Source organism: Ruficoccus sp. ZRK36, from assembly GCF_019603315.1.
Lineage (GTDB): Bacteria > Verrucomicrobiota > Verrucomicrobiia > Opitutales > Cerasicoccaceae > Ruficoccus.
In genome coordinates, this window is the sequence record NZ_CP080649.1 from 259,003 (window position 1) to 271,432 (window position 12,430).

At 60.9% G+C, this 12,430-nt stretch carries 7 protein-coding genes; 5 read left to right on the plus strand and 2 right to left on the minus strand.

Annotated features, from left to right (window positions below; genetic code table 11):
* Positions 1–95 precede the first annotated feature (95 nt).
* The 5 genes from K0V07_RS01075 to K0V07_RS01095 all read left to right on the plus strand — a co-directional run bounded on the left by K0V07_RS01075 (position 96) and on the right by K0V07_RS01095 (position 9,845).
* Entirely contained in the window at positions 96–2,183 is a 2,088-nt protein-coding gene (locus tag K0V07_RS01075; RefSeq protein ID WP_220622684.1) for a thioredoxin family protein, read from the plus strand.
* Between the two features lie 118 nt (positions 2,184–2,301).
* The gene (locus K0V07_RS01080; RefSeq protein WP_220622685.1) at positions 2,302–4,434 is read left to right on the plus strand and encodes a response regulator; all 2,133 of its coding nucleotides are present in this window, start codon (positions 2,302–2,304) and stop codon (positions 4,432–4,434) included.
* 109 nt (positions 4,435–4,543) lie between these two features.
* A complete protein-coding gene (locus tag K0V07_RS01085; RefSeq protein ID WP_220622686.1) occupies positions 4,544–5,635 on the plus strand; it encodes a choloylglycine hydrolase family protein in 1,092 nt (363 codons plus the stop codon).
* A gap of 321 nt (positions 5,636–5,956) precedes the next feature.
* Complete coding sequence (locus tag K0V07_RS01090; protein WP_220622687.1) at positions 5,957–8,917, plus strand: FAD-binding and (Fe-S)-binding domain-containing protein; 2,961 nt, start codon at positions 5,957–5,959, stop codon at positions 8,915–8,917.
* A gap of 235 nt (positions 8,918–9,152) precedes the next feature.
* A complete protein-coding gene (locus tag K0V07_RS01095) occupies positions 9,153–9,845 on the plus strand; it encodes a hypothetical protein (protein WP_220622688.1) in 693 nt (230 codons plus the stop codon).
* 104 nt (positions 9,846–9,949) lie between these two features.
* Here the strand turns inward: K0V07_RS01095 and K0V07_RS01100 are convergent, their stop codons facing one another.
* Positions 9,950–10,666 (minus strand): lipid-binding SYLF domain-containing protein, encoded by a 717-nt coding sequence (locus K0V07_RS01100; protein WP_220622689.1) that lies wholly within the window; start codon positions 10,664–10,666, stop codon positions 9,950–9,952.
* Between the two features lie 59 nt (positions 10,667–10,725).
* Positions 10,726–12,255 carry a ribonuclease Y gene (rny, locus tag K0V07_RS01105; protein ID WP_220622690.1) on the minus strand — a complete coding sequence of 510 codons (1,530 nt, stop codon included), beginning with the start codon at positions 12,253–12,255 and terminating at the stop codon, positions 10,726–10,728.
* Positions 12,256–12,430 lie beyond the last annotated feature (175 nt).

The following is a 12,430-nucleotide window of genomic DNA, read 5'->3' on the forward strand; positions in this document are numbered from 1 at the left end:
CAGACATAGCCCCGTCTATCGGCTTGCGCGTACCGCAAACGGCCAAAAACACGGAACAAGTGCAAGGCAGGGGCGTCTGAGCCGACACACGAATCATGCGTAGCGCGTACACACTCCTTATCTGCAGTTTGCTCTGGGTAGCACTGACGGGCTTCACCCGTCCCACGGTACCACAGCATACCCAGATCGAGCTGGTCAGTGCGGCAGAGAACCTGACGCCCGGCTCTACGACCTGGCTGGCGCTCAAGATGAAGGTCGATGCAGGCTGGCACATCTATTGGGTCAATCCCGGTGAATTCGGAGAGCGGGTAAAGATCGGCTGGAGCAACCTGCCACCGGGGATCACGATTGGAGACCTGCGCTGGCCTGCCCCCCACCTGTATGAGCAGAGCGGCATCATCAACTACGTGTTCACGGGGGAGACCTTTCTGCTCTTCCCGGTCACGGTGGGCAAAGATTTCCAGTCGGATACTGTCACGCTTCAGGGGCATGTCACCTGGCTCGAATGCGATGAAAAGGAATGTGTCCCCGGCAAGGGCAACATCTCCCTCACCCTCCCGGTAAAGCCGGGAGCATCGACGCCCTCTAAATGGGCCGCCACGCTGGAAAAAGCCCAGACCCATTGGCCGCAGGACCTTTCCCAGAACTGGGAGGTAGACGCCCACGCCACTGATAACGGATTTATCCTGACCCTGATTCCGCAGGAAAACGCGACTGCCGACCCCGGCGAGGTTTACTTCTTTTCGCGTGAGCCGGTCATCGCACCGGCCGAGCCCCAGGTCTTTGAGAAAAATCCCGGCGGCACCTACACACTGAGCCTGGTTCGCTCCGAGTATGCTCCCGACAAGGTTGACCGACTGGCCGGTGTCCTCGATGCCAAAAACGGTTGGCTGAGCGAGGGAGGCCCCACGGCGATGGCAGTCAACACCTCCGTGGATCAGGATGCTCCCATCGCGGCGACGATTCCGACCTCGCCCTCCAGCACGATGCCCTTTGCCACGTTGCTGGGCTTCGCCTTTCTGGGCGGCCTGATCCTGAACCTCATGCCCTGCGTCTTCCCGGTGCTGGGCCTGAAGATCATGAGCTTCGTCAAGCAGGGGGGCGAAAGCCGCGGGCGCATCTTCGCACACGGCGTCCTCTACACCGCCGGCGTGATGCTCAGCTTCTGGGTACTGGCCGCTGTGCTGCTCTCCTTGCGAGCCGGTGGCGAACAGCTCGGCTGGGGCTTCCAGCTACAGTCCACCGGCTTCGTGCTGGCCATGACCGTCGTGTTGCTGGCCTTTGGGCTGAATATGAGCGGCGTCTTCGAGGTGGGTATGTCCGCTGTCGGTGTGGGCAGTAACCTCACTGCCAAGCCCGGCCTGACCGGTTCGTTTTTCTCCGGCGTGCTGGCCACGCTGGTCGCCACGCCCTGCGCGGCTCCGTTTCTGGCACCGGCACTGGGGGCCGCCCTTGCCCTGCCGACCACCGAGTCCGTCCTGCTCTTTACGGCCATCGGCTTCGGCCTGAGCTCCCCGTACCTGCTATTCAGCCTGGTGCCGCAACTGGCCAAGATGCTGCCCCGCCCCGGCGCGTGGATGGACAGTTTCAAGAAGTGGCTTTCGTTCCTGCTCTATGCCACCGTCGCCTATCTGGTGTGGATTCTGGCCGGGCTGGTCGACTCGGAGCGCTTCCTCAACCTGCTGATCTCGCTGGTCGGCGTAGCGCTCGCCTGCTGGCTTTACGGCCACTACGGCGCTTTCGGGCGTAAGCTTCGCGGGCTGGGTATCGCCGGTGCTGCAATTGTCCTGGCAGGCTCACTGGCGGTCGGCTACTACAATCCGCCGAAGACACTCGAATGGCAGAAATGGTCGCCCGAGCTGGTTGAGAAACTTCGCAAGGAAAAGCGGATCATCTACGTGGACTTCACCGCCCGCTGGTGCACGACCTGCCAACTGAACAAGCGCGTGGTCTTCGGGTCGGACGAAGTGCTCGACACGATGAAGGACGATAACGTCGCCCTGCTCAAGGCCGACTGGACCTCTCAGGACCCCACGATCACCAACGCACTCTCGTCCTTTGGCAAATCCGCCGTCCCCTTCAACATCATTTACTCGCCGCATCTGGAGAAGCCCATTGAGCTACCCTCGCTGCTCACTCCGGACATCGTCCTGAAGGCGCTGGATAAGGCCGCCGCCCAGTAAAGTGTGAGTCGCATTCGCCAGCGTTGGCATGTCCTACCCTGCGCTGTAACAACGATTTAACAGGGCCACGTCATTTCATGATGGCGTGCGCAGCCTAAAAGTCTTTAATCCGGCTGCGATGGCACTGGTAAACAGCCTCGCGGGGAGAGCGACGGATACCGACCTGCCCCGCTTGGTAGGTCATAACCACTCCATTGCTTCCAACCTTGCGCTAGAGCAGGTCCAGGCAGCCTTCGCCAAGCACCGCTTCAAGTTCGCTGCGGTCACCGAAAACAACCGTGCCATCGGCCTGTGTTCACGGGACAAGATCAACGAAAAGCTCGGCTCGCGATTCGGTTTCTCCATCTACTCAAAGCGTCCGGTGCGCGACCACATGCTCTCGCACCCGGAGATCGTGCCCGTCACGGCGGACATTCCCACCGTCCTGAAGAAGGTCTTCTCCCGACCGAGCGAGCGCTTTTATGAGGATATCCTGGTCGTCGATGAGCGGCAGCACCTCGTCGGCCTCGTCTCGGTCGACACGCTCATCCAGCTGCAAAATCTGCTGCTCGGCGAGAAGATCCACCAGTTGGAGGAAAATCAGCTCACCCTGCGCGAGCAAAAGGCCAAGCTCGAGTCCCTCACCGACCAACTGGAGGCTGCGAATTCCGAACTCTCGCTCGCCCGCGATGACGCCCTTGAAGGCACGCGCCTCAAGTCCGAGTTTTTGGCCAACATGAGCCACGAGATCCGCACCCCGATGAATGGCATCGTGGGTATGATCAGCCTGCTCATGGAGACGCAGCTCAACGAAGAGCAGCAGCACTTTGCCATCACGGTGCAGAAGAGCGCCGACGCCCTGCTAAACATTATCAACGAGATCCTCGACTTCTCCAAGATCGAGGCGGGCAAGCTTGAGATCACTCTGGAAGACGCCCCCATACGCGAGCTCATCGAGGAGATCATGCACATCCTGGCTGAGGCCGCCGCGCACAAGAAGCTGGAGCTCATCCTCGACATCGACGCAGACGTACCCGAGTGGCTGCGTACCGACCCGCTGCGCTACCGGCAGGTGCTCATCAATCTGCTCGGCAATGCGATCAAGTTCACCTCCAACGGCGAGGTCATCGTAAAAGTCCGTATCGAGCGCGACCCACAGCGCGGCCTCTTTCTGCGCACCGAGGTTCATGACTCCGGCATTGGCATTTCCGAAAGCGACCAGGAGCGACTCTTTCAGGCCTTTATCCAGGGCGATGGCTCGACCAACCGCAAATACGGCGGCACCGGGCTGGGCCTAGCCATCTCTCGTAAGCTTGTCACCCTGATGGAGGGGTTGATGGGCTGCGAGAGCGTTAAAGGCCAGGGCTCGACGTTCTGGTTCTCACTTCCACTGGGTGGCACCGGCCCAGCCACACAAACGCCGAAGCACCGGCTCCCGGCGCAGCTGCGCGCACTCGTCATCGACGACCACCCTGTCGCGCGCGACGTCCTTTGCCGCCAGCTCGCCCTGCTCGGCATCAGTGCCCAGAGCGCAGAGGGCGGCACGACGGGGCTGCGCATCATACGCGAAGCCTATCAGCGCTCCGAGCCTTTCGACTACGTACTGGTAGATCTGGACATGCCCGAGATGGATGGCCTGGAAGTCTCCCGCCAGATCGCGCAGGACCCCGACCTCGATGAGCTGCGGGTTATCCTGCTGACCACCGTTGGCCAGGCGTCGAATCGGCGCAAGTTCAGCGAAAACGGCGTCAACAAAACCCTCTATAAACCGATCTGCCCCTCCGATCTGGAGAACACCCTCTTTACCCTCAAGCCAGACCAGCCCGCAGGTGCCCGGCTGGTCGAGGTGGAGCCCGACGCACACACCCATCAGCCACTCCCCGAGCTGGAGCCCATGCGCGTACTACTGGCCGAGGACAGCGAGGCCAATCAGGAGGTCACCATCCGCATCCTGGAAAAGCTCGGCTGCGAAGTCTATCTGGCGGTTGACGGCAACCAGACCCTCGACCTCATGAGGGCCGGTGAATTTGACTGTGTCCTGATGGACTGCCAGATGCCCCGCATGGACGGCTACGCCGCCACCAAGGCCATCCGGGGCGGCTTTCACGGCATCCGCCAGCGAGACATCCATATCATCGCCATGACCGCACACGCCATGCAGGGCGATAAACAGAAGTGCCTACAGGCGGGGATGAACAACTACCTGAGCAAGCCCGTCACCCTGCACCGCGTGGCCGAGGCGCTGCACAATTATCAGCTGGGACGCCTCTAGGGCACTCAAGTCATCGGGGTATAATAACACACAGGGTGTTGACCCCACCACAAACTCCCCTAACGTAGAGGTCCTCATCCCGCGTTAGAACTGATCCATTCTCTCATCTATGAAGACTCCGTTCACCCCTCTGCGCTCGCTCCTGCTCGGAGCAGCCGCCCTTCTCGCTGGGCTCTCCACCGCCCAAGCCTGCACCAGCCTGCTGGTTAAAACCTCTGACGACGATTACGTCTATGGCCGCACGATGGAGTTTGGTTTTGAGCTGGAGTCCAAGGTCGTCGTCGTGCCACGCGGTCTCAACTTCACCGGCACCGGTGCCAAGAAAGGGCAGGACGGCCTCAAGTGGACCGGCAAGTACGGCTTTACCGGCATGAACGCCGCCAACCAACCGCTGGTCTGTGATGGCCTGAACGAAAAGGGTCTCGCCGCGGGTATCCTGTACTTCCCCGGCTACGCCGAGTACACCAAGCCCGCCGATGCCGACCCGGCCAAGAGCATCGCCCCGTGGGAATTCCTCACCTGGTGCCTGAGCAGCTTTGCCACGGTCGACGAGGTCAAGGCAGCAATCAATGAGGTCCAAGTCATCGGGGTCAAGTTCCCGGCATTCGGCTTTGTAGCACCTTTCCACTACACCCTGCACGACGCCAACGGAAAATCCATCGTGATCGAGCCCATTGGCGGCACCCTGAAGGTCTATGACAACCCCTACGGCGTACTGACGAACTCACCCACCTTTGACTGGCACCTGACCAACCTGCGCAACTACACCAAGCTCTCGGACGAGAACGCGCCGCCTCTCAAGATTAACGGCAACGAGATCAATTCCTTTGGCGAGGGCTCCGGCTGGCTCGGCCTGCCCGGTGACCCCACCCCGCCCTCACGTTTTATCAGAGCGATGGCCTTTAGCATGTCGCCCGTCCCCGTGTCCAATGGCCCCGAGAGCGTACGGCTGGTCGAGCACATCATGAACAACTTTGACCTGCCCCGCGGCATCATCCGCGACAGCAAAAGCGACGTCGCCGACTACACACAGTGGACCGTCATCGCCGACATCGCCAACCGGGTCTACTACGTCAAGACGTACAACAACCAGCAGCTCCAGGCGATTGATCTGAACAGCTTCGACCTCGACGCCAAGTCACCGATCGTTGCCGCCATCGCTGATGAGCTGAAGGCTCCTGCCCTGACTTTCTCCAAGTAAGGACCGAGCGCTTACATCATTCTTTTCCCAATCAAAAGCCGCCCCTTAACCGGGCGGCTTTTTTGTGCTCCAGGCAGAAGCACATGGGCCACAGAACCATACGGCCTGTCCATCATTCACCTACTCAGCATAGGCCATCCGCTGATGCAAAGGAGAGGACAGGTGTTTCGCTGGCGTAAACAAACACGCCCAGATTCTCTTTATTGATAAACAAATGCAGACATTTCGTAAGTTTCGGAGCATGCCTAATCTGGACACTCCCGTCGGCTGTACTTACTGTTTTAGGCTTCAGTACGTGGTTCACCTATAACAAACACTGCCATGCCCCCTGCCTTGCCAGCAACTTTGCCCGCCCTCGAACAGCTTAAAAAACAGCTCACCGGCACCCTCAGCACCGGCCCCGTCCTGCGCAAGCTTTACGCCACCGATGCCTCCGAGTACCAGGAGTATCCGCAGGCGGTCGCCTTCCCCGAGAACGAGGCGGACATCGCGACGCTGATCCGCTTCGCCGCCCGGCATAAGATCGGGCTCATCCCGCGTACAGCAGGCACCTCGCTGGCCGGGCAGGTCGTCGGTGGCGGCATCGTGGTGGATGTCGGCAAAAACCTGAACCAGATCATCGCCTTCGACGAAAAGAAAGGCCACGTGCGCGTGCAGCCGGGTGTCGTCCGCAACGAGCTCAACCAGTACCTGCAACCGCACGGCTACCTCTTTGGGCCGGAGACCTCGACCGCCAACCGCGCCATGATCGGCGGCATGGTCGGGAACAACTCCTGCGGCTCAAACTCCGTCGTCTACGGTTCAGCCCGAGACCACCTGATCTCGTGCCGGGGCTTTCTCTCCGATGGCTCGGAGGTGACATTCAAAGCCTTGAGCACGGACGAATTCTACGAAAAGTGCGCCGGGCCCAAAGACTCGCTGGAGGCCCAGATTTACCGCGCCTGCCGTGACCTGTTGGGCAATCCCTCCAACCGCGAACTCATCACCCAGAACTTTCCCAAGTCCAGCATCCCGCGCCGCAACACCGGCTATGCGCTCGACCAGTTAATGGACGCAAACGTCTTCGACCCGGACTCGGAGAAGCCCTTCAACCTGTGCCAGCTCATCGCCGGCTCCGAGGGCACGCTGTTCTTCGGGGTAGAGTTCGAGATCAGCCTGAACCCGCTGCCACCCAAGCACAGCGCGCTGCTTTGCGCCCACTTTATCGACGTGGATCAGTCGCTCCACGCCGTCCTGCACGCGCTCCCGCACCAGCCCTTCGCCGTCGAGCTGCTCGACCGCCATATTTTGGAGGCCACCAAACGCAACCGCGAGCAGGCCAAGAACCGCTTTTTCGTCGAGGGCGACCCCGGCGCGATCCTCGTCATTGACATCCGCTCAGACGACGAGACCGAGGTGGACAACCACCTGACGCAGATCATCGCCGAACTCCAGCAGGCCGGGCTCGGCTACCACTACCCGGTCCTCAAGGGCCCCGACCAGGCCCGCATCTGGGAGCTGCGACGCGCCGGTCAGGGGCTGATGAGCAATGTGCCCGGTGACGCCAAGCCCCGCGAGATCGTCGAGGACACGGCGGTGGATGTACACGACCTGCCCGCCTACATCGGCGAGTTTGACGCGCTCATGCGCGACAAGTACAAGATCGAGTGCGTCTACTACGCGCACGCCGGCTCCGGCGAGCTGCACACCCGCCCGATGTTTAACCTGAAAACACCCGAAGGCCTAAAAACCTTCCGGGGCGTGGCCGAGGACATCGCCGCTCTTGTCAAAAAGTACAACGGCTCCCTCAGTGGCGAGCACGGGGACGGACGCCTGCGCGGCGAGTTCATCCCCTTTATGGTCGGCGAAGAGTGCTTCTCGATGATGCGGCGGATTAAGGAGACCTTTGACCCGCAGGGCATCTTTAACCCCGGCAAGATCATCGACACGCCGCCGATGGACACCAGCCTGCGCGTCTCCCCGGACACCCCAAACCCGCAGTACGACACGATCTTTGACTTCTCCGATACGCTCGGCGTGCTCCGCGCCGCCGAGCAGTGCAACGGCTCCGGCGACTGCCGCAAGGGCCACCTGGCCGGCGGCACCATGTGCCCCAGCTACATGGCCACGCGCGAGGAAAAGCACACCACCCGCGCCCGTGCGAACATCTTGCGCCACACCCTCACCCACCCCCGTGACGCGCTCAAGCCCTTCGACTCCGACGAGGTCAAAGAGGTCATGGACCTGTGCCTGTCCTGCAAGGGCTGTAAGTCCGAGTGTCCCTCCAACGTGGACATCGCCAAGCTCAAGGCCGAGTTCCTCCAGCACTACTACGATGAGCACGGCACCCCGCTGCGCTCTCGCATGATCGCGAACTTCACACTGTTCAACAAGCTGGTAGACGTCGCCCCCTGGGGGTGGAACCTGCTATTTGGGACCACCCCGATCCGCCGCGTACTCAACCGCATCAACGGCTTTCACCCGGACCGCACGATCCCGATGCGGCACAGCACGACCGTCACCCGCTGGCACAAAAAGCAGCCCGCGCCCGCGCCGGCCAAGCGTAAGGTGTACCTGTTCTGCGACGAGTTTACCGAGTACAACGACGTACCCGTCGGCCAGAAAGCGATCAAGCTCCTGCAACGTCTCGGCTACGAGGTAATCATCCCCAAGCATGGCGAGAGCGCCCGAACCTGGCTCTCCAAGGGGCTCATCCGCAAGGCCGCCACGATCGCCGAGGAAAACGTCAAGCTGCTCGCCCCGCTCGTGACTGGGGAAACCCCACTCATCGGCATTGAGCCCTCGGCCATCCTCGGATTTCGCGACGAGTACCCGGATCTCGTCCCTGACGAGATGAAGCCCACCGCCCGCGCCCTTTCGAAGAATTGCCTGCTTTTCTCGGAGTTTATCCAGCGTGAGATCGAGGCCGGACGCATCACCGCAGACGCCTTTACCGACGAGCCAAAGACGATCCACCTGCACGGCCACTGCTTCCAGAAATCCCTAGCCTCGGTGGAGCCGACGGTGAAAGCGTTGTCATTGCCCAGCAACTACACCGTCGAGGTCATTCCCTCCGGCTGCTGCGGCATGGCCGGGTCCTTCGGCTACGAGAAGGAGCACTACGAGGTCTCGATGAAGGTCGGTGAGCTCGTACTTTTCCCTGCCGTGCGCGCTGCCGCCGAGACGGACCTCGTGGCCGCTCCCGGCACCTCCTGCCGCCACCAGATCCACGACGGCACCGGCCGCACCGCCCAGCACCCGGCCGAGATTTTGTTCGACGCCCTCCGGCTGGAGCAGCAATAAGGGGCTCCGCCCCTACGGCACTGCGTGCCTACCCCCAGTAACATCTCATTCGTAGAAATAGTGTTGGTCCAGTTTGGATGCGTTGCTCAGCGCTTACATAGCATAGAAAGTGCAGAGTCCGGCTGGAGCAGCAATCGCCTGCCGCGGGCCCGGGCTGCGCAAGACCGGAAAATCAAGGGATAGACGGATTGAACAATCCTCGCCGGGTGTGGTCTATTATAAGCAAGACTGACGCGTGAGTAACAATAAAGGTTTCTGGAATATGCTGCAGGAGGTGCGATCATGGATCGTGCTCATGCTGCTGCTTGCCGTAATCACTGCTGCCGGGCTGGCGGGGCTCAAGCTCACCCGTGCGCAGATGGCCGAGGATATTTACCGCGACCGACTGGGTGACCTGGCCGCCGACTATGCCAAGCTGCGCGACCAGTACGAGCGCGCACTCAGCCAGTCCGTTGTGACCGAGCTGGAGGTTGACGACGGCCAACTCACGGTGCGCTACCTGCGCGGCGACGGTGAGCTCGCCACCGTACCCACCCCCCTCGATACTTCGCGGGAAATCTTCGTGGACTTTTATGTCGCTGGAAACCGCGTAGGCATCCGGAGGCTGTTTGACAGCTCCATGCCCCCCGACCAAGCCCTCGTGCTGGACGAGCCCTGGGACACCATGGCGGCCGATGCTCCGCCGACCACCTTTGGACGGGCCGTGTACCGGCGCCTCGGCGAAGGACGCTGGAGCGTGACCATGACCGGTAACGGCTCCCTAGGTCTGGAGAAGCTGCCTGCCGGGCACCGCTCATCCCTGGTTCCCCCGCCGCCACTGATCGCACCGGAGGCCCCTGTCATGGCCAGCGATGAGGCCGTGGAGGAGATCACCGTAGCGGATATGGTCGGCTGGCTCAAGGAACAGGCTGGTTTCTCTGAAGAGTAGCCAACGCCTGCTAAAACAAAACCTGTCCCTCTCATGACAAAAAAAGGCGGAGCCGTCGTGGCCCCGCCTTTGAGAAAAATAATGGTAGAGAAATACCGGGGCGCTTATTCGCCCTCGGCCTGCTGGTCCAGCAGCTCGATGAATGCCGCAGCCTGCTTAGAGACCTTATGGTCGCCATGGTAGACACTCTCGCGGGTCATGCCGGCGGTGCCGTAGTAGGTGTCGGTAGCCTCCTCGTCGTAACTGCACTGGGTGCCCTTAAAGGCGGCGGAAGCTTCCAGCCCGGTAGCCGTGACATAGTAAAAGATGTCAGCCTGGCCGAGAGCGTTGTTCTGCTTGGCAGAGGTATCCGAAGACCAGCTATCCGAGGCCGAGGCTGAGCTCGGGCCACCGACAGCCTTGGCAGTACCGCCCCAGTTCGTATCGTCGCTGCTGAGGACTTCGAGGCCTTCGTCATTCATGAGGAACATCAGGATCGTGGTCTCGCCGCCACCGATCTGCGCGCCGAAGCTACCGGAGCCCACACTGTAAAAGGCCGGTGCGCTCCATTCGCCGTCTTTGCGGATCATGCCAAAGCCTTCGCCGCCCTGAGCGCCGATGACAAAGCTGCCTCCGACCATCTTACAGAAAAAGATACCTTTGGCCTGTTGGAAAAGCTCGGGCGGGATCGCCTTTTTGTCGTCGATCTGATAACTCGTCAGCCAGCCACGGGCATCGGTGAGGAGTTTGTTCAGATCAGCAAGGCTTTCATCGGCACGAAGCGTGGATGAAGCCGAAAAACATAAGAGAAGGACAGAGAGAGAAGATAGGATTTTTTTCATAACTGCCGGAAGTATAGACAGTTTCCGCACAAAATGCAATCCGCGGCTGGTGTTTTAACCTACTTGGCCGTCTCTGTAAAACGCTGCTCCCGCACCAGGGTGATCTTGATCGATCCGGGGTACTGGAGCTCGTCTTCCACGCGCTGGCGGACCGTGCGGACGAGTGAGCGGGCCTGAATGTCATCGACCTGATCCGGGCAGACGATGATACGGATTTCGCGCCCGGCCTGCACCGCGTAGGCCTCGGCCACGCCCTCAAAGGACAGGGCAATGTCTTCCAGCGCCTTAACACGCTGCACATAGCCGTCCATCGAGTCAGTCCGTACACCGGGGCGCGTCGCTGACAGCGAGTCGGCCACCTTGAGCAGCCCGGCATAGACACTGGTGGCATCCACCTCACCGTGCGAGCACGCCACCGCGTTGACCACTGTGGCCTCTTCGCCATGGCGCTGCAGGAGCCGCGATGCCGATACGGCATGGCTGCCCTCGTACTCGTGGTCGATCGCCTTACCGATATCGTGAAAGAGTCCGCAGCGCTTCGCGATGTCGGGGTCGAGCCCCAGCTCGGAAGCCAGCAGGGAACACAGGAACGCCACCTCGATGGAGTGCTCCAGCGTGTTCTGGTTGTTGGAGAGGCGGTAGTTCAGCTTACCGATCAGGCGCACGACCTCGGGGTGTACGCCGCCCATCCGCAGCTTGACGAGGGCATCCTCACCCAGCTGGATGACATGGTCAGCCATCTCACGCTCGACCCGCTCCACCGTTTCCTCGATGGAGACCGGGTGGATGCGCCCGTCGCGGATCAGATGCTCCAGGGCTAGGCGGGCGACCTCGCGGCGCACCGGGTCAAAGGACGATACCAGGATGGAGCCAGGCGTCTCATCGATCATCAGGGTAACCCCCGTAGCCCGCTCGAAAGCTTTGATATTGCGGCCCTCACGGCCGATGATGCGGCCCTTCATCTCCTCGTTGGGGATGTCGATGATGGTCGCGCTAAGCTCATGCGAGGGGGTACTGGTCATGCGCTGCATGACATCGACGAGGATGCGGTTGGCCTCTTCACGGGCTTCCTCCTCGCTATTGAGGATCATCTCACGCTTGATCTGGCGGATCTCGCCCTCGGCCTGTGTCCGGGCCTCTTCACGCAGGAGCTCTTTGGCCTCCTCGTTGGAGATATCGGCGATGCGTTTGAGCAGGGTCTGGTAATTATCGGCGAGATTCTCGTAGCGGGCCTGCTCAGACTGGGCATCGGTACGGATCTTCTCGATCTCGGCCTCCTGATGGCTCAGGCGCTGGCGGGCGCGGTCCACCTCTCGGCGGCGTTCTTGCAGCTCCTCCTCCTCGCGAAGGATCTTCTGACGACGCTCTTGAAGGACGGCCTCACGCTCGACCCGCTCCTTTTCAAAGTTCAGGTGGGCATCATTCAGCGTCTCGCGGGCGCTCAGCTCGGCTTCCTTACGGGCGTGCTCCAGGATGTCATGTGCTTTCTCGCGGACGCTACCCAGCCAGATACGGGCGACCGTCCAGTCAAAGACCACAGCAATGATTGCCCCAATAAAGAGGGCGATGAAAATCTCCCAAGAGAACATAATCTCAGCTCAACCCCGTACGAAGAAAAGTTGATTCAAGTTCATCATTTAGCACCTGTCAACGGGGAACGTACGCTCAACGCCCAAGCGTTAGTGGGGTCAATGGCACCCCCATCCTGAAGCCCTTAGCCGGGAATTAACTGGCACAAAACGAGCCCGGCCGGTACTATTCCTC

Excerpts from the sequence above, each read along its gene's own strand:
- K0V07_RS01075 (WP_220622684.1), top strand. The coding sequence starts at position 96 with ATGCGTAGCGCGTACACACTCCTTATCTGCAGTTTGCTCTGGGTAGCA.
- K0V07_RS01080 (WP_220622685.1), top strand. The coding sequence starts at position 2,302 with ATGGCACTGGTAAACAGCCTCGCGGGGAGAGCGACGGATACCGACCTG.
- K0V07_RS01085 (WP_220622686.1), top strand. The coding sequence starts at position 4,544 with ATGAAGACTCCGTTCACCCCTCTGCGCTCGCTCCTGCTCGGAGCAGCC.
- K0V07_RS01090 (WP_220622687.1), top strand. The coding sequence starts at position 5,957 with ATGCCCCCTGCCTTGCCAGCAACTTTGCCCGCCCTCGAACAGCTTAAA.
- K0V07_RS01100 (WP_220622689.1), bottom strand. The coding sequence starts at position 10,666 with ATGAAAAAAATCCTATCTTCTCTCTCTGTCCTTCTCTTATGTTTTTCG.
- rny (WP_220622690.1), bottom strand. The coding sequence starts at position 12,255 with ATGTTCTCTTGGGAGATTTTCATCGCCCTCTTTATTGGGGCAATCATT.